The 22,182-nt window shown below is 61.7% G+C and carries 10 protein-coding genes and 8 pseudogenes; 5 read left to right on the top strand and 13 right to left on the bottom strand.

Annotated features, from left to right (window positions below):
- Positions 1-1,243: 1,243 nt before the first annotated feature.
- Positions 1,244-2,130 (bottom strand): annotated as a pseudogene (locus HB777_35640) (IS5 family transposase).
- Positions 2,131-2,251: 121 nt separating this feature from the next.
- Between HB777_35640 and HB777_35645 the strand changes: the two are divergent.
- Positions 2,252-2,662, top strand: a pseudogene (locus tag HB777_35645) (integrase).
- A gap of 47 nt (positions 2,663-2,709) precedes the next feature.
- Positions 2,710-3,414 carry an IS6 family transposase gene (locus tag HB777_35650; protein QND69131.1) on the top strand — a complete coding sequence of 235 codons (705 nt, stop codon included), beginning with the start codon at positions 2,710-2,712 and terminating at the stop codon, positions 3,412-3,414.
- Between the two features lie 189 nt (positions 3,415-3,603).
- On the opposite strand, the pseudogene HB777_35655 reads toward HB777_35650, so the two are convergent.
- From HB777_35655 to HB777_35665, 3 genes and pseudogenes are all read right to left on the bottom strand, one after another.
- A pseudogene (locus HB777_35655) lies at positions 3,604-4,820 on the bottom strand (HAMP domain-containing histidine kinase).
- Between the two features lie 3 nt (positions 4,821-4,823).
- Positions 4,824-5,522: a response regulator transcription factor gene (locus HB777_35660; GenBank protein ID QND69132.1), complete on the bottom strand. Its 699-nt coding sequence runs from the start codon at positions 5,520-5,522 to the stop codon at positions 4,824-4,826.
- A 70-nt stretch (positions 5,523-5,592) separates the two neighbouring features.
- Positions 5,593-6,132, bottom strand: a complete 540-nt coding sequence (locus tag HB777_35665) for a Spy/CpxP family protein refolding chaperone (GenBank protein QND69133.1) — start codon at positions 6,130-6,132, stop codon at positions 5,593-5,595.
- 541 nt (positions 6,133-6,673) lie between these two features.
- Between HB777_35665 and HB777_35670 the strand changes: the two genes are divergently transcribed.
- A complete protein-coding gene (locus tag HB777_35670) occupies positions 6,674-7,330 on the top strand; it encodes a hypothetical protein (protein QND69312.1) in 657 nt (218 codons plus the stop codon).
- An 11-nt stretch (positions 7,331-7,341) separates the two neighbouring features.
- Here HB777_35670 and HB777_35675 read toward each other — a convergent pair whose 3' ends face one another.
- Both HB777_35675 and HB777_35680 read right to left on the bottom strand, forming a co-directional pair.
- The gene (locus tag HB777_35675) at positions 7,342-9,567 is read right to left on the bottom strand and encodes a recombinase family protein (GenBank protein ID QND69134.1); all 2,226 of its coding nucleotides are present in this window, start codon (positions 9,565-9,567) and stop codon (positions 7,342-7,344) included.
- Positions 9,560-9,718, bottom strand: a complete 159-nt coding sequence (locus HB777_35680; protein QND69135.1) for a hypothetical protein — start codon at positions 9,716-9,718, stop codon at positions 9,560-9,562. Before HB777_35680 ends, HB777_35675 begins: the two co-directional genes overlap by 8 nt.
- Positions 9,719-10,003: 285 nt before the next feature.
- Between HB777_35680 and HB777_35685 the strand changes: the two are divergent.
- A pseudogene (locus tag HB777_35685) lies at positions 10,004-10,888 on the top strand (group II intron reverse transcriptase/maturase).
- Positions 10,889-11,028: 140 nt separating this feature from the next.
- On the opposite strand, the pseudogene HB777_35690 reads toward HB777_35685, so the two are convergent.
- Positions 11,029-11,334: pseudogene (locus tag HB777_35690) on the bottom strand (IS5/IS1182 family transposase).
- Between the two features lie 305 nt (positions 11,335-11,639).
- Positions 11,640-12,149 carry a hypothetical protein gene (locus HB777_35695; protein ID QND69136.1) on the bottom strand — a complete coding sequence of 170 codons (510 nt, stop codon included), beginning with the start codon at positions 12,147-12,149 and terminating at the stop codon, positions 11,640-11,642.
- A gap of 242 nt (positions 12,150-12,391) precedes the next feature.
- On the opposite strand from HB777_35695, the gene HB777_35700 reads away from it, so the two are divergent.
- The gene (locus HB777_35700) at positions 12,392-13,624 is read left to right on the top strand and encodes an IS110 family transposase (GenBank protein ID QND69137.1); all 1,233 of its coding nucleotides are present in this window, start codon (positions 12,392-12,394) and stop codon (positions 13,622-13,624) included.
- Between the two features lie 129 nt (positions 13,625-13,753).
- Here HB777_35700 and HB777_35705 read toward each other — a convergent pair whose 3' ends face one another.
- The 5 genes and pseudogenes from HB777_35705 to HB777_35725 all read right to left on the bottom strand — a co-directional run bounded on the left by HB777_35705 (position 13,754) and on the right by HB777_35725 (position 22,158).
- A complete protein-coding gene (locus HB777_35705) occupies positions 13,754-14,212 on the bottom strand; it encodes a hypothetical protein (protein ID QND69138.1) in 459 nt (152 codons plus the stop codon).
- Positions 14,213-14,665: 453 nt separating this feature from the next.
- Positions 14,666-15,370 (bottom strand): annotated as a pseudogene (locus HB777_35710) (IS6 family transposase).
- A 352-nt stretch (positions 15,371-15,722) separates the two neighbouring features.
- Positions 15,723-18,409 (bottom strand): annotated as a pseudogene (locus HB777_35715) (EAL domain-containing protein).
- A 430-nt stretch (positions 18,410-18,839) separates the two neighbouring features.
- A complete protein-coding gene (locus HB777_35720) occupies positions 18,840-20,471 on the bottom strand; it encodes a transposase (GenBank protein QND69139.1) in 1,632 nt (543 codons plus the stop codon).
- A gap of 124 nt (positions 20,472-20,595) precedes the next feature.
- Positions 20,596-22,158, bottom strand: a pseudogene (locus HB777_35725) (transposase).
- Positions 22,159-22,182 lie beyond the last annotated feature (24 nt).

Genomic DNA, 22,182 nt, shown 5'->3' on the forward strand with positions numbered 1-22,182 from the left:
CCTTGACATCTCCATCCAGCTTCTTGCCGGAAAGCCGACCAGCAATGCCCTCCTTGTTGTTTTGACGCAGGTAGTCACTGAAGCTCCTAAGATCAGCTGCATACCTCTTGCCGGTATTTGTCGCCACTTCGTTTTTGTACTCATCGATCAGGGCCACATCCTGAGGATACGGAATCAACTCAGCGCAGCCTGCGATCGGCACGATTCCGCCCGTCGACTGCGAGGTCCGGAGATGATCTATTGCCGTAAGGAGTGTCTTGGGATTACGCTTTCCGATGAACTCGCGCGCATCATCGGCCAGCGACTCGTGATCGAGCCGATCCTTAATGGTGTCTTTGTTGTTTACGAAAAGCCAGTGGCCAAAGCGGAGAAGAGAACCTAAATAGAACTTGGTGGTGTTCTCGGCGGCGTTGCCCTTGATGAGGGCCGCCTCAAGGGCCGAAATAGACTCAGAATCCCCGGGGTGAAGAGGGCGATTGCTGAGCCTTTTCACAAACTGAGGCGGCTGCGGCGCCGAGCCGGTCGGCATTGCTCCACCACCTCCACCTGAATTGGCGATCTCGCTCAGTTGCCGCTCAAACGCGGCCGCACCTGCGAACGGAGCCGCACGTGAGCTATCTTGCAGGCCGGCCCTGTTCGATTGTCCGCGCACCCGCTTGGTTGAGGTGAAATCCATCCGTTCTCACTTTCAGCAATATAAGCGCGTTTGAAGCTGGGCTTGCATCTGACATAGAGAAGCTGTCGAGAACCTGACGACAAGTGCCCGCTAAGACGGATGTGCTGCAAAGTTTTCGGCAACCCTTCGGTGTTTTGCCGGAGGGCTCAGACGTTCAAGCCCAGCGGCTAATGAAGACGATTTCAGTCTGAAGGCGCGCTGCCTTCATGACCGTCGAAGACAACGATGCGGTTGACGCAATGAAGCTCCTTGCAAATCCGAACGGATTCGATCCCGCGATCGTGGCTGATGAAGCGGCGGCGTTGGCGTGGCAGCGCTCTTCAAGGTGGCCTCGGACAAGAGGCTTCGGAAGTCGGCCTCGATCGCGGGATCGAATCCGTTCGGATTTGCAAGGAGCTTGTTGGCGAAACGCCAGAGGAAGTCGCGGCTAAGAATTTCTTGAGAGCCGGAGCGCTGGAACCGCTACCTGACGACGGTAGCTCCCACCAGAGCAACACGAGAAGCCATCGCAACGGCGTTGGTGCATGGGTCCGGACTTGAGCGGATGTCGATCTTTGAAGCGGCAGACTATGCTGTGGCCGCCTTGCGGCGGGCGGATTTCGGGCGTGCGCAGGCAAGCATGCGGTTGAGGACGGCGCAGCCGATGGCGACTTCGGTCTGCTGAACGGGAAGCGACCGTGCCCGCAAACGCCGCCCGATGGTGGACTTGTATCGCCCTATGGCGGTCTCGACCAGCGAGCGTTTGCCATAACCGTTGGAGACCTGCCATTTCATCCGGCCGTCTCTGCCGATTGCGGCGATATGCTGGTCCCTTTGGCCGGCAGGTCTATCGTCGAATGGTTCGACCGCGTTGACGCGAGGCGGAATGACGATTGCGGCGGCAGCGCTGTGATCGATGACTGCGTCGTAAGTCGGTTTTCCGTCATAGGCGCCGTCAGCAGTAAACTGTCCGATCGGACCGCCAATCTGGTCGAGTAGTGGCTCACTTGAGAGACATCGCCAGTGTCCTGATCAGTCAGGGTATGGGCAATGATCTCGCCGCTGTCGGCATCCAGTGCCAGATGCAGCTTGCGCCAACTGCGACGGGATCTGGCGCCGTGCTTCTCCTCCAGCCACTGACCCGCGCCGTAGACCTGCAGGCCGGTGCTGTCGACAAGAACATGCACTGGTCCCTCCGGCGCAACCTGGCGATCATGCCGTTTGTTGGGCGATTGCCATTTCCGCGCCCGACGGCTCAGGGTGGTATGATCGGGGACAGCGAGCGCCAGCCCCATCAGTTGCAGCACCGATTCCAGCAAGCCTTCTGCCTGGCGCAGCCGCAGGCCAAACACAAGGCCCAGCGTCAAGGTGGTCTCGATCGCCAGATCAGAATAGCGGTGCTGGCCGCCACGTGTCTTGCGTCTTGGCGCTTGCCACCTGGACAGGGCTTTCGGCGTCACCCACAGGGTCACTATCTACCCCGCCCGACTATGTCGGGTAGCTAGAGTTCTGCCCACGAATCCAAGGGTTTATGCGATAACATGTAGAGATAGTTTGTAGCCCTTCCGGCAATCCAGCTTGGAAAGGGAGCAAACAATGAAGTGTTTCATCAATGATGATTTGGCGTTGTCGCGGCCACCAGAGGGCCCGGTGGCGAGTTATATCGTTCCGTTTGCCGAATGGCTCGGTGATCGAGGCTACGGTCTTGTTTCCATGAGGAACCAGGTGCTGCTGGCCGCAGGCTTTAGCAAGTGGCTCGGGCAAAAGGGGATTGAGCTAAGCGACATAAGTGGAGACCATCCTGGGCGTTATTTGCTGGACCGAGCGCAGCGGCCAAAGCTTGGAGATACCGCCGCTCTTCGACATCTACTGGCTTTTCTGCGAAGCCAGAACGCAATCGCCGAAGAGATTGAGGCCGAGTACAACCCATCACCGGTAGAACAACATGTGCTCGCATATGAGCGGTATTTGCATCACGCGCGGGCGCTGTCTGGTCAAACGATGGTGCTGTCACATTGATTGAGGGGTTAGGAAATTGAGGTAGCAGCGCGCCCATGACCGTGAGTGCACCGACCTACAAGAACCACCGCTATCCGATCGAAATCATGGCCCGTGCTGTCTGGCTCTACTTCCGCTTCAATCTGAGCCTGCGCGATGTCGAGGAAATGCTGCTCGATCGCGGGATCGTCGTTTCCTACGAGACCATCCGCCGATGGTGCCGAAAGCACGGCCCTGATTATGCGCGCCGCATACGCCGCAAGTCGCCGACGAAAGATGATGTCTGGCATCTGGATGAAGTCGCGGTGCGCATCAACGGTCAGAAATGCTGGTTGTGGAGAGCGGTTGATCAGGAGGGATATGTGCTCGACGAGATTGTCCAGACACGTCGCAACACCAAGGCCGCCAGGCGCCTGCTGACGCGACTTCTGAAGAAGCAGGGCCTGCCGCCAAAGCGTATGATCACCGACAAACTGCGCTCCTACGGGGCGGCCCAACGCCAGGTCATGCCGAACGTGGAACACCGCTCGCATAAAGGCTTGAACAACCGGGCGGAGAATTCTCACCTGCCGTTCCGAAAACGGGAACGAACGCGACAGGGTTTCCGGTCGGTCGGCTCATTGCAGCATTTCGTGTCGATCTTCTCCGCCGTTCGAAATCTCTTCGTCCCATCCCAGACCAACCGCTCCGCCGCACAAATTCGAACCCATCGACGCCAAGCCATGGCCGCGTGGGAAGCCGTGAGTGCACGGCCTGCCTGAAAAGCGCGGTATCGGCCTCACGCGGCCACATTTCAAACAACGTGACAACGCCTGAAATCCGTCCTCCTTCGAGGTTCGCTGCCCTCCGCGCCTGCTGATCTTTTCGCGGAACCAGTACCCGTCGGGAATTCGTGCGTTAATCATACCTCTCCTTCCGCCCTGCTTTCACAAGGATATGCGCCCGCCGTATCAAGATATTGCCGGAAACGTGACGACAAAGCAGGCGCCGCCGTCGGATGGCGATTCGTGGTGCACGGTTGCGCCGTGACGCAAGGCGATCTTGCGCACCAGCGACAGGCACCGAGGCCCCAGCCGGCGGCCGTCTCGCTGCGGCCCTGTGGCCGGAAGAAGGGCTCGAAGACGCGCTCACCGGTTCCTTCCGGCAGGCCCGGCCCGTGATCGCACACCTTGAGCACCACCGAGCCGCCTTCGATCCCCACATGCGCGCTAACCGGCGGGCAGCCATGTCTCTGCGCGTTCTGCATGAGATTGCGAACCAGCCGCGTGAGCAGCTTCGGGTCGCCCGACACGACGCCAGGTTCGCCTGAGACGTCGACGCCGGCCCGTGCGCCTTCCTCGGCCGTGAGTGCCAGCAGATCCACCGGCTCCACCCGCTCCAGCTTCTCGATATGGTCGAGCCGGCCGGCAAGCAGGATTTCCTCCACCAGCGCATCGAGTTCGGCGAGGTTGCGCACGATCTCATCGCGCATCGGGCCGCTTTGTTCGTTGGCGATGAGGTCGATCGCCATGCGCAGCCGCGCAAGCGGCGAGCGCAACTCGTGGCTGGCATTGGCAAGCAGCGAGCTATTCGCGGCAAGCAGCCGCTCGAACTGCTCGGCGGCGCGGTTGAAGCTCGCCGCCACCGCCGCCACTTCGTCGCTGCCGCGCACGGCGACGCGCTTGTCGAGAGCGCCTGCGCCCCAGCGATCGACGCCCTGGCGCATTGCTTCAAGGCGGCGTGTGAGATGACGCACGACTGGAAAGGCGGCAAGCCCTATCACCGCGGCGATCAGCGCGAGAAAGCCTGCCTGGCCGAGCGGCATTCTCAGCCGCGCCGCGATCACACTTCCGTCCAGCTGCCGGCTGATCAGCAGGTGATGCCCGCCGGGGAGGATCCTGCGCGGGGATCCGAACTTTTGCGGGGAGATCGGCCGGCCGATCTCTGCAACCAGCCCCCCTTGCGGGCCGAAGACGGAGATGTCGGCATTGAAGGCCGCCGAAACCCGCTCGACCGTCGCCTGCAGCAGAGCGGGGTCGGAGTCCGCCGGCGGCATCGCCGCGAAGGCGTCGCACGCGGCATGGTCGCGTTCCCGGCTCATGTGCAGGAAGGTCGCGCTGGCGATCACCACTGCAGCGAGGCTGACGAGCACGGTGAGATAGATCTTGACGAAAAGGCTGTTGCGCATGGCTTATCTGTCACCGTCCTGGAAACGGGCAAAGAAATAGCCCGCGCCGCGTACCGTAATGATGCGGCGAGGATCTTTCGGATCGGTCTCGATCGCGGCGCGGATGCGCGAGACGTGCACGTCGATCGACCGGTCGAACGCCAGTTCTTCGCCCTTGACCATGTCCATGAGCTGCACGCGCGACAGCGTACGCCCAGCATTTTCGGCGAGCACCACCAGCAGGTTGAACTGGTAGCTGGTCATCGGGCAGTCGCGCCCGTCGACGCGGGCGGAGCGGGACGCGGGGTCGATCTCCAGCCGTCCGAAGCGCAGGATGCGGGGCGAGGCGTTCGCGCCGGCGTTGCGGCGGCGAAGGATCGTCTTCAACCGCGCCAGCAGTTCGCGCGGATTGAAAGGCTTCGGCAGATAATCGTCGGCGCCTATTTCCAGCCCCACGATACGGTCGGTCTCGTCGCTTCGCGCCGTCAGCATCAGCACCAGCACATCGGAGTTCGCGCGGATGCGCTTCAGCGCCTCGAAGCCGTCCATGTCGGGCAGCATGACATCGAGAATCACGGCATCGGGCGACAGCCGCGCGATCTCGGCAATGCCCGCGCCCGCTGTATCCGCCGTTCGCACACGAAAACCGTTGCCGGTCAGATATTCCGCGACCATGGCGGACAGGCGCCTGTCGTCGTCGACGATGAGAACCTGGTCCGCCATGCTCGTTTGTCTACTCCGATTCGAACCTGTGCCGGTACAGAGCTTACCAGCGTCGGTGCCAGCTGCGATCCTAGAAAAGTTCGACCAGCTCCGCCCGCTGCTCGGCCGTCAGCACCGCGGCGGCGTCGAGCATCGCCGTCGTCAGCTTGCGCGAGACCTTGTCGACCGCCGCGATACGCTCGGCGCGCAGCTTCTCCACTGCCTCGCGGTCGATGGTTGCGGCGCCGAGCAGCTTGGCGACATCGTCTCGCGTATCGCGGAAGCCGCATATGATCGGGCGGACATCGTCGCGGAACTTGTCCATGATCGCCTCCAGCTTATCTTCCTGCTCGGGTGTGGCGTCGACCTTCCCGAACATGCACCCAAAGTTATGCCCGCCGAACCCCATCCCATCGCTGAAGTTGGCCTGCATGTGCATGTCGGGTCCGCCGTGGCCCCCGCCCATGCCGAAGCGCTGCATGCGCCCGTAATCCTGGCTGAGCGCGCCAGGGACGCCGACGCCGGCAAGCGCCACTATCGCGATGCCGCCTATGGCGATGCGCTTGCCCCAGCTCTTCTTCTGCGCGGTGCCGGAGAGGCTGGCCGGTTCCTGATGATGGTTCGTTTCCATGATGGTCCTTTCGCTAATGCGGCATCTCTGCCGCGACTGGGCGAAACTACGAGCGTAATGTTTCGGCTGTTGCGGGCGAATGTAAAGTTGTGTGAAGCCGGCAAGGCGCTATTGCGGCGGGGAAGCGCGGAAGAGAGCTGGCTCGGGAAATTTGGACGGGGGTTATAAGTGGAATTTCTGGTGCGCCAGGAGAAGCTGGCGTGATCCAGCCGGTGGAAGTCCGGCCCAGGTAAGGAGTAGCGTCCGCCTGGTAGCGAGTGTTGCGTGAGCCCGCCGGCGACGGCGGCCGCGAAGCGTACACAGCAATCGTGAGGGGTAGGTTATTGAGCCGCGATATCCACAATGTCGCAGAGGCCGAGACGGTCAGAAACGTCGAAGGCGAAATGTGCGGGGCCGCTATGCGAGGCCTTGACGCTCTGCCGCGGTCGAAGATCCTATCACGCACGAACGGATTGCGTCGGAACCTGGGATATCTCGCGTCTGACCGAAGGTGGGAAACCGCCTCGGCCCGCATCGGGAAGGTGAGGAGCCGGAGCCGATGATGCACGGTCGCGAGAAGTCGGATCCCGCCATAGTAGTGAAGAAGCCGACGAACAAGGCCGGGTCACCGGCGGCGGAGACGGTGGAGCGAAGGGCGGGGGCCAAGGGGAATGCGGAACAGCACCGCACACTCCGGACACAGGGACGGGAGAGTGTGGCACATGGGTTGGACCGCATACGGCAAGTGGCAAGGCACAACAAGGAGACGAAGTTCACTGCCCTTTTGCACCATGTCAGCATTAACCGGATGCGGGAAGCCTTCTACGCCCTCAAACGGAAAGCTGCTCCGGGAGTAGACGGAGTGACATGGCAAAACTACGAAGCCGATCTCGAAAGCAACCTCGCCGATCTCTATGATCGGGTTCACCGAGGGGGACCGTATCACCCGCTTCCATCCCGCCGGCAGTACATACCAAAGGCGGATGGGCGACGACGGCCTCTCGCGGTGGTAGCTCTGGAAGACAAAATTGTCCAAAGGGCGACGCTGGAGGTGCTGAATGCGGTCTATGAGGAAGATTTCCTCGGGTTCTCGTATGGGTTCCGACCTGGACGTAGCCAGCACGATGCGCTGGACGCCCTTGTAGTTGGGATTGGCAAACGGAAAGTGAACTGGGTTCTTGACGCCGACATCCGGTCATTCTTGGATCCATTGTCATAATACCCCCTGGTTCACGGTATCTGTTCGAAGAGGCTGGGATTTTGGTCTATCGTCTTGATCCATAGGCCTTTTCTCTGTCCACGCACGACATGGACGGCTTCGAGTTCGCCGCGTTTTACTCGCTGCAACACGACCTGGCGCGACAGGCCGAGGTTCTCCATGGCGTCGCGGATGGGCTCAAAGCCTTCGCCAGGCGTGGCCAGGAAGCGGGCCTTGAGTTCGGCGGTCAGGCGAATGCGCCATGGCGCACCGGGTGTCACCTGTTCGCCCGGGATGAGGCCGTCGTTGACATGGCGGTGAAGCGTCGATGGCGCCACGCCGAGCGCGGCAGCGGCCTGACGGACGGTGACGATGTCGCCGTCGGCGGCTGGTGGCTTGGCCTTGCAGGCGGGAATCTTCCAGTGCTTACGCAGATAGCCGACGCGGTTGGCGTCAAACCGGTGGCCGTACGCCGTTCGGCGGCCCTGGCGGTTGAGGACGCCGGCAATGACCGCGTCGGGATAATGCGGTGCCAGCCGCCGCAGCAGCGCCAGCGTGTCCTCGTCGGTACGAACCGTCGCCGGCCGCGAGCGCGGCAAGGCGACGGTGAGGCGACTCGTAGCGTCGCCCTTCCAGCGCAGGACGAGAAGCGCCGCTGCCTCGTCGCGATCGACATGGAGGGTGACCTCATCGAGGAGCGTGCGCAGCAATTCCTTGCGGTCACGCGGCGTGGTGGTGGGCGCGTACCAAACGCTCGCCAGATCGGCCCCGAGGGCAAGCAGCTTTTCCCGCTCCGTGGCCGACAGGACGCGCGGACGCTGCTCCTCGCGCCGCGCCAGTTCCGCCTTTGCCGCCTCCAGGGCGCGCAACGCCTCCTCCCACTCCTGCTCGAGCCTGCGGGCGACCAGGCGATTGTCGGGATCGACGGCGCAATAGCGGCGCTCGGCGCGGTTGACGGCGAAGGCGGCGCGCTCCACGTCGAGCCGCCATTGCTTGAGTGCTGCGTCGCGATCGTTCTCCAGCCGCTCGGCCGCTTCGAGCGTGGCGGTCAGGCGCACCGGCTCCAGCGCCTCCAGGAAGGCCGCCACCACGGCTTCATCGATCTGCCCGCCGCCAACATTGAGGCAATGGACGCCTCTGCCCTCGACGACCACCTTGCCGGGACAATGGTAGCCCGGCGTCACGGTGCGGCCGCGATAATGGGTGTGCAGCCGTCGCCCGCAGTGGCCGCAGCGGGCAATGCCCTGCAGCAGGGCGCCACCCTCTCTGGCGGCGCCACCGGCCTGTTCCTGCGCCTTGGCGTGCGTCCGGGGTTGGGTGTTGGCCGCCATGCGCTCTCGATTGGCCTCGAAGGTGGGCCAATCGATATAGCCCTGGTGGTGGTCCTTGATCAGCACTTGCCAGTCTTCCATCGGCAGCTTGCGTATCCGCTTGCACCGCGCGCCGGTTTCGTCGAGCACCGTCTCTCGGCGATACTTGCCATAGACATAGGCGCCGGCATAGACTGGATTGGCAAGCACGCTGTGAACCGCGTGGTAGCTGGCCTCGCCCCAGCGCAGCTCGGTGCGTGCATTAAGCCACAGCGGGAACTTCATCGCTTGCTCGCGGAACCACAGCCACACGCGGCGCGCCGAGCCGAGCTCGGCAAAGCGGGCAAAGACGGTGCGGATGGCATGGGCGACGGCCTCGTCGGGATGGATCAGGATCTCGCCGTCCGCCTCGCCCCAGACGAAGCCGATCGGTAGGCCGCGGCGCAATTCACCGCGCGCTGCCTTGTTGCGGATGCCGCCATTGAGGCGGGCGCGCAGGACGTGCAATTCGGCCTCGCTCATGGCGCCTTTCAACCCGAGCAAAAGCCTATCGTTGAACAGAGCCGGGTGGTAGATCCCGTCGGCATCGCCAATCAGCGTATCGGTCAGCCCGGCCAACTCGATCAGCCGGTGCCAGTCGGCATTGTTGCGCGCCAGCCGCGAAACCTCCAGGCCAAGCACGATGCCGACCCGGGCCAGCGCCACCTCGCTGGTCAGCCGCGCAAAGCCGGCGCGCATGACGCTGCCGGAGCCGGACAGGCCAAGGTCCTCGTCGATGACCAGGACACGCTCGTCCGGCCAACCCAGCTCGCGCGCCCGACCGGAGAGCGCGTATTGCCGCTCGGTCGATTCACGGTTGTTCTCCACCTGTGAGGCGCTCGACTGGCGCAGGTAGACGACAGCCAGCCGGGCCTGGTGACCGGCGGCGATTTTGCTGTGTTCAGTCATGACCGGCCTCCCTCACTGTCAGCATGCGCGCGATCACGAGGGCGAGCCGGCGCAACGCCTCCGCCCGCGCCTCGGCGTCCAGCGTCTCCCAGGTGGGTGGGTCGGGAGGCCGCTTGCGGTCTTCCTCGGCGAATCTCAGCTTCAGTTGCATGTCGCTCCTCCTTGTCATCGGGCGGCGACTCGCCGCGCCGTTCAAGAAGAGCGTCGGTCAGAAAGCGCAGATGCAGAAGGTCTGAAAGCCGCCCAATGCTGGAGTGATTAGCCGGCGAGGCTGTGGAATCACCCCCCAGGCCCCCGAGATCCGTCCACGCGACGGGAATGTAGGTCCGGCTGCCGTCCGGCAATTCTAAAAGCAGCGTTGGCTCGCCGCGGCGTTTGAGGCGGCTGATTACGGCCAGAGGCCGCCCTTCAAAGGCGTGGCCCTCCCGCATGATCGTTGCCGAGGCGGGAAGGTCCTGGTGATGGGCAGTCTGGAGATGTTTCCTTCGACTCGGTAAGCCAAGAATGGCTCATCCGGTTCCTGGAACATCGGATTGGCGACAAGCGCATCATCCGCCTGATCCAGAAATGGCTGAAGGCGGGCGTCCTAGAAGATGGGGTGGTGGCGGTCAGTGAAATGGGGACGGGACAGGGCTCGGTGATCTCACCGCTACTTGCCAACGTCTATTTGCACTACGTCATCGACCTGTGGGCCAAGCGCTGGCGGCGTCGGGAAGCATCCGGCGACATGATCGTTGTGCGCTATGCCGATGATCTGGTCGTTGGCTTCGAGCACGAAACTGACGCAAGGCGCTTCCTCGATGCGATGCGAACCAGGCTTGAGGAGTTCTCGCTATCGATGCATCCGGACAAGACCCGCACGATCGAGTTTGGCCGCCACGCGGCGGCAAATCGCGAGATGCGCGGGCTCGGAAAACCGGAGACTTTCAACTTTCTGGGCTTTACTTTTATCTGCGGCAGATCTCGGCAGGGTAAGTTCCTCGTCAAGAGGAAAACCCGGGCCGATCGCCTGCGGACAAAGCTCAAGGAGGTGAAGGCCACGCTGCGACAGCGAAGGCACCAGTCGACCCCCGAACTGGGGAAATGGCTGGGGCAGGTTGTCCGAGGATTTATGCACTATCACGCTGTGCCGACCAACTACGAGGCCAACGTGGCGTTCCGCCGCCAAGTCATATCACACTGGCGTCGAGCCCTTATTAGGCGCGGCGATCGGGACCGAACGACAAGGCAGCGGATTGAGAAATTCGCCGACGACTATCTCCCCAAGGTCCAGATTATCCACCCTTGGCCGGAGCAGCGCTTCGCCGTCAGACACCCGAGGTGGGAGCCGTATGCGGGAAAGCCGCACGTACGGATCTGTGCGGGGGGCGTGCAGCAATGCGCGTCCCTACCCGCAACCCTGAACACGGCGTTGGTGCATGGGTCCGGACTTGAGCGGATGTCGATCTTTGAAGCGGCAGACTATGCTGTGGCCGCCTTGCGGCGGGCGGATTTCGGGCGTGCGCAGGCAAGCATGCGGTTGAGGACGGCGCAGCCGATGGCGACTTCGGTCTGCTGAACGGGAAGCGACCGTGCCCGCAAACGCCGCCCGATGGTGGGCTTGTATCGCCCTATGGCGGTCTCGACCAGCGAGCGTTTGCCATAACCGTTGGAGGCCTGCCATTTCATCCGGCCGTCTCTGCCGATTGCGGCGATATGCTGGTCCCTTTGGCCGGGAGGTCTATCGTCGAATGGTTCGACCGCGTTGGCACGAGGCGGAATGACGACGTGTCTTTGGAAGAGACCGCGATTTGCGTGGTCGCGGAGGTGCTAATGTTTCCGATTGGGCGCCGCTTCTGAGGCGAGCTCCATGGCCGCCACTCTGAACCATGGTGAGCAAATCCTCCCAGAACGCAAAGAAGCCCGCCCCGGCGTGAGCCGAGACGGGCAATAGAAATGGTCCCAGGCGCGCGTCCACGGAAACAGCGCCGGCAGGTGAAATTCAGCAGAATGTCCATCCTGGCGCACGTCATGTTCCCCAAACTGAGAAATTGACCGATGCCGTGGGAAAACTCGACTGCGCGCCTGTCACCCTACTCCGGTTTCTTATAGGTGGTCGGGTAGCCCCTCCCGATCACCGTGTACCCCTCCTCACCCTCCGAAAGAATCCTGAGAATGTTGGAGGGGGGCAGCTTGTGTTCGACGCCGAGATCGAGGCCTTCGCGAAGGAATTCGGATCCCAGGCTGCACGCATATTCCCTGACGGCAATCCTGGCGGCGCTAAAGCCTGCCAAGCCACCGTTGGCTTCCGCAAGCGGTACCGTGATCTCGAAGACTCTGCCGCGGCCGATTTCCTTCAGAACGCTGATCACGTCCTCATCTTCCGTTCCAACAAGCAGCCAGTAAGCGGATTCGCCGCCCCAGTGCTGGACGAGCAGCTTCACGGCGGATTCGTCCGGATGGAGCGGCACAGTTGTTGACCAGAAGCCTTTGCGGACGCCGAAATCCGTGCGCAGGCGGGGTCGCTTGATGATCCTAGTGCCCTGTTCCGGTGTCAACCCTCCGGCAGCGACCTGACGATCGACGCGGTTGTTATCAGGCATGAATAGGCGCGACGCGCCAATCCGTATTTTCTTGCACGGATGGATCGACTACCGTCCACCTACCGGGATTGGGGTGTCGGGAGCACGCATGGCGGGCAGGCCGAAGTACCTGATGAACTGAGAGTTCGAGTTGTTATCTGGCCGCCCCCTTCGACTTGCCCGGTTGCGCTGCGAGCGCGGATCCGTAGTTGTCGTGTAGCCCGCCGGCTCCCATGGTTGCTGACCCTGGAAAGGAGCCGGGAATGAGAATCATTGCCCTTGATGTTCACCGATCATTCGCCCAAATGGCGATCTTGGAGAAAGGCAAAATCCGGGATGCGGGGAGGATCGATCTTGAACGCAGCCGCCTGTTGCAGTTCGCCATGAAGCTCAAGCCGGATGACGAGATCGTCATCGAGGCAACAGGCAATACAAGTGCGATCGTGCGACTATTGTCGCCTTTTGTGGGCCGCGTGGTTATAGCCAATCCGATCCTGGTCCGGGCCATCGCCTGGGCCAAGGTCAAGACCGACAAGATCGACGCGGCAGTGCTGGCGAAGCTTCATGCGAGTGGCTTTCTGCCTGAAGTCTGGATGCCGGACGAGGAAACCGAGACGCGTCGTCGCGTGGTGGCCGAACGAACGCAGCTCGTCTCCCAGATGACCCGTCTCAAAAACCGAATCCATTCCGTTCTGCACGCCAACCTGATCCCGCCCTACAAGGGCACCCTGTTCTCAAAGCGGGGCAGGGCTTGGCTGGAGGCTCAGCCGCTCGCCGAGGATCAGCGCCGTGTCGTCCTTCGCCATGCCGGTGAACTCGATCGCCTTGGTGGTGAGCTTGCACAAGTAGACAAGAGTCTCGCGCAGACGGCCCTCCAGGAGCCTCGGGGCAAGCGACTGATGACGATCACCGGCGTGAACGTCACGGTCGCGCTGAGTATCGTGGCGGCCATTGGCGATGTCGAACGGTTCTCATCACCGGAAAAGCTTGTCAGCTATTTTGGGCTCAACCCGCGGGTCCGGCAGTCCGGCGACAAGCCGGCCTATCACGGCCGCATCACCAAACAAGGCCGAGCCCACGCGCGGTCGATGCTGGTCGAGGCGGCGTGGGTCATTTCCGGCGTGCCTGGCCCGCTGCGGGCCTTCTTCATGCGCATCCGCGACAAGCGAGGTAAGCACGTTGCCGCGGTCGCGACTGCGCGCAAGCTGGCGGTCATCGTCTGGCACATGCTGACCAAGGACGAAAACTACATCTGGAGCCGCTCGGCGCTCCTGGATTGGAAGCTCCGAAAGCTGGAATTGACCGCCGGCTATCCGTCTCTTCGCGGCGGCAAGACAAAGGGATCTGCTGCCGACTACAGCAACAAGTCGGTACGCGAGAGCGAGCGCGAGACGATCGGCAACGCCGAGGAAGTCTACCGTCGCTTCGTCGCTACATGGAAACAGCAATCGCCGAAGGGGCGCTCGGGCGCCGCACATGAGGTGCGACGATCATAGGCTGAGCGACAGGGTTGCAACCTCGACCCTGTTCTTCGCCACGCGGTCACCCGAGCCGCGACAGAATAACAAAAACAGCTTCGCCGATCCATCCCGCAGCCGGCGAACGATAGCGACGTGCTCGCTCCGTCAAGGCCAAGTCGTGCATACTGCTCGCTGGCCTGCCGGCCAGCCCTGACTTTGCTGCGCGCGCCGCGGTCTCGACCGTCTGCCGGGACAGAACGCCCTGAGAGCACACTTCCAGGACATCAGAGCAGAACGGCCCTTGTCAAATACATCCGTCAGGGAATCCACCGAGGTCGGAACCATGCCTTCGGCCTGCACGGATTCAACCTCGTCGTCAGTCATCCGGGTGTAGTGGAATGTCCGCAACGTTTTCGTTGACATGATTTCGGCAAGGCCATCGACCGTCGCCGCGTAGTCGCCTTGGAACCGGTTCGGCTGGATCGGCACCCAGGTCGCCAGCTTGGCGACCATGATGTCCTTCTTCCGCTCGAGGGCAGAATAGCCGTCGATGATGTCTCGGTGGGACTCGAGATAATCCTTTATCTCGCTGTCGTAGGTGCCGATGTCCCAGAGATCGATCATTCGGTCCGTCCGCCGCGCCACAGTACCCTCAGCGACCTCAACCAGAAACGGATCTCGGTCATTGCGACCGGCGAGCCGTCGCACACTTACCCCCTCGGGCAAACTCACGCGATCGCCAGCGCAAGGCTGAGCGCATTTCGGCAGCTCTGCGAATCAGGCAAGCCGCCGAAAATCCGTTGCCTAAATGAATGCGATAAAGTCGTCGACTACGATCCAGCATGGCCAGGGATATTCGAAGAGCAAAAGCGTCGGATCTTGGAGGTGATCGGCGACGGTCGAGAGCATCCATCACAGAGCTATGACGGATTTTGGGTGACTGGGTTGATCAAGCGGCGCTTTGCGGCTTCATTTCGATGACCTCGATGCCGTCCTGGAACCTGGCACCTGCGAGCAGTTTGGGCGGCGTTTTCACGTTGTTTGAAATGTGGCCGCGTGAGGCCGACACCTCGCTTTTCAGGCAGGCCGTGCGCTTACGGCTTCCCACGCGGCCATGGCTTGGCGTCGATGGGGTTCGAATTTGTGCGGCGGAGCGGTTGGTCTGGGATGGGACGAAGAGATTTCGGACGGCGCAGAAGATCGACACGAAATGCTGCAATGAGCCGACTGATCGGAAACCCTGTCGCGTTCGCTCCCGTTTTCGGAACGGCAGGTGAGAATTCTCCGCCCGGTTGTTCAAACCTTTATGCGAGCGGTGTTCCACGTTCGCCATGAGCTGGCGTTGGGCCGCCCCGTAGGAGCGCAATTTGTCGGTGATCATACGCTTTGGCGGCGGACCCTGCTTCTTCAGAAGTCGCGTCAGCAGGCGCCTGGCGGCCTTGGTGTTGCGACGCGTCTGGACAATCTCGTCGAGCACATATCCGTCCTGATCAACCGCTCTCCACAACCAGCATTTCTGACCGTTGATGCGCACCACGACTTCATCCAGGTGCCAGACATAGTCTTTCGTCGGCGACTTGCGGCGTATGCGGCGCGCATAATCAGGGCCGTGCTTTCGCACCATCGGCGGATGGTCTCGTAGGAAACGACGACCCCGCGATCGAGCAGCATTTCCTCGACATCGCGCAAGCTCAGATTGAAGCGGAAGTAGAGCCAGACAGCACGCGCCACGATTTCGATCGGATAGCGGTGGTTCTTGTAGGTCGGTGCACTCACGGTCATGGGCGCGCTGCTACCTCAATTTCCTTGCCCCTCAATCAATGTGACACCACCGCTCCGCCAACTAAGCTATCAGGAACTGGCCTTTCACCTGTAGGACTCCTATGGAACCTTGCAGCCGGCGTTCTCGTGGCATTTAACCCACTGCGGCGGAAAGGTGGCCGGCGCCGAAGGGGCGGGGGGTGCCACAATAGGCGCCGGCCAAGCGGAAATCAGGTCCGCCGCAGGACCAAGCTAGCAGAGGTCAGGGCAGTCGGTATGGCGTGTTCGCGGAAGGCCGTCGCCTACGCGCTGCCGTGACGTGGATCTGGGGCACAGGTTCAGTCATGGAATCAAAGGCGAGAGCTGGAATTGACTATGAGTTGCCGGGCGCGTTGAGCAGATTCTCGATGTCCTGCGCGCAGACCGGTTTGCTGAAATGATAGCCCTGCATTTCATCGCAATTGTTTTTGAGCAGGAAGGCCACCTGATCGTCTGTTTCGACGCCCTCGGCAATGACCCTCATGTTCAGCTTTTGACCCAACGAAATTACGGCGCTGGCAACAGCCTGATCGTTTTCGTCGTCGGCGACGTCGTTGATGAACGACTTATCGATCTTTAGCCGCGCAACGGGAAAGCTCTTGAGTGCACTGAGGCTGGAATAGCCCGTCCCGAAATCGTCGATAGAGATCTGAACGCCCAGGCTTTGCAGTTCGTTCATCGTTGCGACTGCCAATTCTGTGTCCTGCATGATGAGGCTTTCGGTCAACTCCAGCTCAAGGTAACAGCCCTTCAGGTCGCTTTCTCTAAGCGAGTGGACGACACGTTCAACCAGATTCCTTTCCCTAAATTGCCGTGCCGAGACATTCACGCACACAGTCATCGGCGGCAATCCTGCATCCTGCCAGGCCTTGTTCTGTCGACAGGCTTCATGCAGAATCCAGTCGCCGAGCGGCACGATCAATCCTGTCTCCTCGGCCGTCGGGATGAACGTCATCGGCGGTACCACGCCCAGTGTCGGATGGTTCCAGCGTATCAACGCTTCTACCGCAAAGACGCGCCCCGAGCGAAGATCGACTTGCGGCTGATAGAGCAGCACGAATTCCGAGCGGGCCACGGCGTTTCGCAATTCCTCCTGAAGCACGAATTTATCATGCGCCCTCGAGTTGAATTCGGGAGTGTAAAACTGGAAATTGTCGCGGCCGAATTCCTTCGCCCGATACATGGCCGCATCGGCGTTGACCAGGAGTGTTTCCGAGCTCGCCCCATCCTTGGGGTAGTTTGCGATGCCGATGCTGGCCGTCGTCCTCAGGCGATGCTCTCCGATATGAACCGGCGCTGCAATCGCCGCCCGGATCATTTGCAAGGTCTCCGAAATGAGATCGACATTCGTCGGCTGGTCGAACAGAATGATGACAAATTCGTCGCCGCCAAGCCGCACAACGGTATCGGTCGCCCTTACGCATTCAACCATACGACCGGCGACAGTCTTCAGGAGTTCGTCTCCGGCATTGTGGCCCAGCGTGTCATTGACGAGCTTGAAATTGTCCAGATCGATGAACACCACTGTCACCCAGCGATCGTATCGCTGCGCGTACAAGATCGCTTGAGAAAGCCGGTCCTCCAGCAAGGCGCGATTGGGAAGCCCCGTCAGCACATCGTGATTGGCCATGAAGTGGATCTGATCTTCTGCCAGTTTGCGCTCGATCGCGATCCCGGCGATGCGGGTCGTGAAATCAATCAGCCGGGTCTCGGCCTCGATGGGTTCGCGCACCGTCATCGAATACATCGCAAAGACACCTATCACAGCACCCTGATGCGACAGGATCGGGGTCGACCAGCAGGAACGATAGCCGTAGGGCGCCACCAGCTCGCGGTAATCTTCCCAGAGGGGATCCTGCAGGATGTCGGCGACAATGACCGGCTCCCGCCGATAGACGACGGTTCCGCAGGAACCTACCTTTGGACCGATCGCGATCCCGTCAATGGCGTTCGTATAGTCTTTCGCCAAGCTCGGCGCGGCGCCGTGCAGCAAGTGGCTGCCGTCCTTATCGAGCAGCAAGACCGAACCGAATATCCCCCTCAACTGGGATTCCACGAGGCGCATGAGACGGTCGAGCACGTCCTCGAGCCGAGAGCTCATCGCGATCATTTCCAGGATATGCGCCTGCCCGTTTCGAAGGATGTCGGCTTGCTTGCGGGCCGTGACGTCATGGGCGATGCCAACCAGACCAAATATCTCATTCTGAACATTGCGCAACGGCACCTTGGTCGACGAGAACCACCTGCCGGTGCCTGTCGCATCGATAACAAACTCCTCCTCGTCGATCATCGGTTGTCCGCTGTTGAGGACGCTCTGCTCGATGAAGCGGAACTTCTGCGCAAGTTCCGGGGCATGGAGATCAAAATCGGTCAAGCCGATCATGTCGCTCGTCTTCTCCCGACCACTGTCGGCCGCAAGGGCGCTGTTGACCACGACAAAGCGGCTTTCCCTGTCCTTGACCCACAGATAGTCGGGCACCCAGTCGATCAGCGTTTGCAGCGAGATGCGCTCGTCGGCAATCTGGCGATTGGCAGCGAGTTCCGTAATGTCCTCATGCGTGGAAACCCAACCACCGTCGGGCATCGGTTGGTGGCAGACCTGAATAGTTCGACCGTCGACAAGGTTGGCTGTCCAGACCCTCGAAGCCTTGCCCGAATTCACCGACCGGGCCAATGCGAGAAGGCGTCGGTAGCCATCGCGGATGTTCCTGCGGCAACGCGGCGTTCGACGATTTCGCTCAAGGCCAGGCCCGGCTGCAATTGCTCGGGCGCAATGCGATAGATCTCTGCATAGCGACGGTTCGACAGGATCAGCCGTTCATCGGCATCGAAAAAGCATATGCCTTGCGAGATGTTGTCGATAACAGTCGCGAATCGTAACGCCTGAGCTTCAAGGGTTTCAATTCTAGCTTGAAGATCGTTTTCGAGGGCCTCATACGAAGCCGTCGCCAGTTTTGCGAATGCGGCGAGCCCAGCCGCCTCCGACGCTTCCACAGCTTTTTTGGATGATTTCGTGACCAAACAGAGTTCCTCCGGTTTGGTACTTTGCGCAAAGCAAGAAAAGCCGTTTGCAACTGAGTTGGCAAGGGCTATTTAACATTTGCTAACTGCTAGTGAATCACAAATTCACAAAACGAATGCGATACCACCCAACAAATAAGTCATAACAAGCTGTACTTTTTGTCCCACTTTTCCACCACCTTCAAAAGTGGAACATTTTCGTTCTCTTTTCACCGAAACCAGAACTGCGGGCGGACTGCGCCACTTTCGAGCGGCGTGCTTTGCGGATGTAGTGATTGGGCTGCTGATACGTCGTCCAGCGGTGACTCGCCTTCGGGGATGTCACATTAACGAGAAATACTACTATCTACTCGTCAAGCGGAAAAGTTTCTGGCGAAGAAATCAAAGGGTTAGGGCGTCAAGAAGGTAACCGGGGCAGATTACCGGGCAGTCAGGCTTGAGCGGCTTGCCTAACGAGATCCGGGAGCGGCGGAATCGACTCTTGTGTTGGTATGCCGAGGCGGTCGCCGAGATAGCGGAAGAATGAGACGTCGAGCTTGATGCAGGTCTTCATCAGGCCGAGCAGGACGTCGCGGGCGTTCTTGCCTGCCTCGCTGACGGTTCCGCCGGAGATCTTGCGCTTGGTGACGAAGGTGCGGATGTCGTTTTCCGAACCATTGGTGTGGAGCGGGATCTCGGGACGATCGAGAACGCGCAGGAGTTCATGCTTGCGGCGATGCAGCCTGGCAAGAAGCCGGTCGAGCATGACGTAGCCGGTTCGTCGTTTGAACAGGCGCTCGAAGCGGGCGCGCAGGGCCGCCGCGTGGCGCGGACAAGGAGCACGCTGGTAGCTCTTGAGGTCGCGATAGAACCACCAGATCAACTGGCGCATGATGTCGACGGCCTGACGTTGATCCGGGGTCACGGGTATCAATTTGTGGACGAGCCGCTCGGCGTGGACCCAGCACAGAGCATGGTCGCCGATGCGGAACTGGCCGGCATCATCGGACACGACCACGGTATCGCCAAGAAAGCCGTGGTGGCGGATCGCTCCCCACATCGCCCCTTCGGTGGCGATCCTGACTGGGTTGGGCTCAACCGCGAGCTGGTCGAGGCCGAGTGCGGCCAGATGCGCCTGCCATGCGGCGCTGTCGGCAAATGCCTTGTGCGGCGCAGCCGCTAGCCGCGCGATCACCGGACCGGCGAGGTTGCGGCCGCGCATATAGGCCAGGGCCTCTTCATTGATGAAGTAATCGCTGTGCCCGGCACGCAGCGTCGCCAGGAACGCCTCCCGTGACTTCGATCGCCCGGTGCGGAACGCGGTGAAGCGGCGATCGCCGATCTGGGTGGTGTAGCCGTCCTGGTGGGCGTGGCGCGCCGACGTATCATCGACGGTGATCCAGGGCGCCGTAGCCAGCCCGGCGCGCAGCACGTCACGGTCCTCCGCCGCGAAGGCCTCCAGGCCCTCCGAAATCAGCCGCACCACCTGGCGCTTCGAAATGTCGACCCCGATCCCGGTCAACAACGCCGTCAACCGCTCCGTCGTCACCTGGCCTTGAATGTGACAGGCCAGAATGAAGCGGCGCAGGTTCGCGCCCCAGCCGCCGATGATCCCCGCCGGCAAGGGCGCCACCATCGTTTCGCCGGTCGGTGTCACCCAGCGCTCGCGGCGATAGCGCACCACCTCGGCCGACAACGCCAGATCGCGCACCAGGATCGTCTCATACCCCTTGAAGCGAGAGCCCGCAGGAGCGCTCACCGCAACCGTCACCTCGCGGCTCACGCGACCGCCGTCGCGCTTGGCGCCGCGCCGGCGGCGCTTGCCCTTGCCAGATGTCGGCTGCGTCGCCTTCTCCATGCCCGATGGCTTGGTCGGCTTGACCGGGGGACGCGGCGGCAGGTCCTTCAGCCGGGCGATCTCATCCTTCAGGGTCTGGTTCTCGGCGCGTAGCGCCTGGTTCTCGATCTCAAGGCTCTCGACCCGGCCTTGAAGACCGCGCACTTCGCCGATCAGCGCAGAAACCAGCCCGCGGAGTTCCGCGAGCGACAGGCCTTCAAGCGAATCAGTCGGTGGTAGCGTCACGCAAACGGTGAATCACGAACGCACGCGCCTGCAAACCCCCACCGCCCGGTAATCTGCCCCGGTTACGTCAAGAAGTAACCGGGGCAAAAGCGGTGGCGTTTGCGGGCCGATCTGCTGTTCGGTTTCAGCGAGCGGCGAGGAGAACGGGAAGCGGCAGGATCTTGCTGCCAGGGATGCCGAGGCGGTCGCCGAGATAATCCCAGAAGCTGACACCGAGTTTGTTGCAGGTCTTCATCATGCTGAGCATGGTGTCGCGGGCGGCACGGCCCTAGTCGCTGTGGGTTCCGCCGCTGATCTTGCGCCGGGTCACCACGCTGCGGATATCGTTCTCTGAGCCGTTGGTGTGGAGCGGAATGTCCGGGCGTTGGAGGATCTTCAGGAAGCTTTGGCGGTCGGTCCGGATGCGCGCGAGTAGACGGTCGAGGGTCACGAACTTGGTCTTCATGCCGACGATCCGGTCGAACCGCCGGGCAAGTTCCCTGGCTCTTCGGGGCGTGGGGCTCAGACACCACGCCTTGATGTCGTTGTAGAGCCACCAGATCCGGCTCTGGATCAGGGCCTTGGCGCGGCGCTGCGGTTCGGTGAAGCTATCGAGGGCATGGATCTGGCGCTCCATATGGACCCAGCACCGCGCGTGCTCGCCGATTGCGAACTGGCCCGCCCCATCACTGAGGATGACGGTGCCGTCGAGGGACTTTGCCTCGGTCAGACCGCCCCACAACGCGCCTTCACTGGCGATGCGGAACGGGTCCACAGGGCCATCCTTGGGCTCCAGGCCATGGGCGAGTAGATGGGCGTCCCATGACGCCGCGTCCTCGAACCCGGACGGCTCGCGCCCAGCATGCAGAAGATCCGTCGTGATCACCGGCAGCCCGCGCTCCAGCATGTAGGCGCGTGAGGCGGCGTTCAGGACCCACCGGGCCGACCCGCCGTGCAGGAGCTGCAGGAAGTTCAGCCGGCTCTTCGACTTGGTGGTCGTGAACACGGCGAACCGGTCATTGCCGATTTGCGTGCACACGCCATTGACCGCGCCATGGCGGGCCCCGGTGTCGTCGACGCTGACCCAACCGGCCGAAGCGAGCCCGGCCGTCAGAACCTGCTTCGCTTCGGCGACGAAGGCGTCGATCTTGCTGGTCAGGATCCGCACGACCTGACGCTTGGAGATCGACACGCCGAAGTCGCGCAGCAACGCGACGATCCGCTCCACGGTCGATTGACCCTGGTGATAAAGCGACAGCACCAGACGCCGAAGCTCCAAACCGAAGTGCCCGTCGACCCCGTCCGGCAGCGGAGCGACGACGATCCGGCCATCCGGCAAACGCCAGCGGTCCCGATGATAGCGGACCACCCGCACCCCGATCGTCAGATCCTGCACCACGAAGCTTGTCCGCCCCACAAACCGCGAGCCCGGTGGCGGCTCATAACAAAGACGGCGCTCTTCGGTGACGATCGCCCGGTTCGAGCCACGCCGCTTCGGACCCGTTGCCGCAGGTGAGCTCCGCTTGGACGACTGCTCCATCCCGCTCGGCTTCAGCGTCGGGCGCGGCGGTAGACCTTTCAGGCGCCGGATCTCATCCTTCAGAGCCGCATTCTCGGCGCGAAGCCCGGCGACCTCCGCCCGCAACTGCAGGATCATGTCGAGCAGGTCCGCAGGGGTCGGCGTTCGAGAATCTGGTGGCTCCGCCATGGCCCGACAGAATCACGCCGCCCG

The organism is Mesorhizobium loti, from assembly GCA_014189435.1.
Classification (GTDB): Bacteria; Pseudomonadota; Alphaproteobacteria; order Rhizobiales; family Rhizobiaceae; genus Mesorhizobium; species Mesorhizobium loti_G.

What these genes read in the sequence shown, in the direction of transcription:
- HB777_35650 (QND69131.1), top strand. Translation starts at nt 2,710, where the DNA reads ATGACCGTGAGTGCACCGACCTACAAGAACCACCGCTATCCGATCGAA.
- HB777_35660 (QND69132.1), bottom strand. Translation starts at nt 5,522, where the DNA reads ATGGCGGACCAGGTTCTCATCGTCGACGACGACAGGCGCCTGTCCGCC.
- HB777_35665 (QND69133.1), bottom strand. Translation starts at nt 6,132, where the DNA reads ATGGAAACGAACCATCATCAGGAACCGGCCAGCCTCTCCGGCACCGCG.
- HB777_35670 (QND69312.1), top strand. Translation starts at nt 6,674, where the DNA reads ATGCACGGTCGCGAGAAGTCGGATCCCGCCATAGTAGTGAAGAAGCCG.
- HB777_35675 (QND69134.1), bottom strand. Translation starts at nt 9,567, where the DNA reads ATGACTGAACACAGCAAAATCGCCGCCGGTCACCAGGCCCGGCTGGCT.
- HB777_35680 (QND69135.1), bottom strand. Translation starts at nt 9,718, where the DNA reads ATGCAACTGAAGCTGAGATTCGCCGAGGAAGACCGCAAGCGGCCTCCC.
- HB777_35695 (QND69136.1), bottom strand. Translation starts at nt 12,149, where the DNA reads ATGCCTGATAACAACCGCGTCGATCGTCAGGTCGCTGCCGGAGGGTTG.
- HB777_35700 (QND69137.1), top strand. Translation starts at nt 12,392, where the DNA reads ATGAGAATCATTGCCCTTGATGTTCACCGATCATTCGCCCAAATGGCG.
- HB777_35705 (QND69138.1), bottom strand. Translation starts at nt 14,212, where the DNA reads ATGATCGATCTCTGGGACATCGGCACCTACGACAGCGAGATAAAGGAT.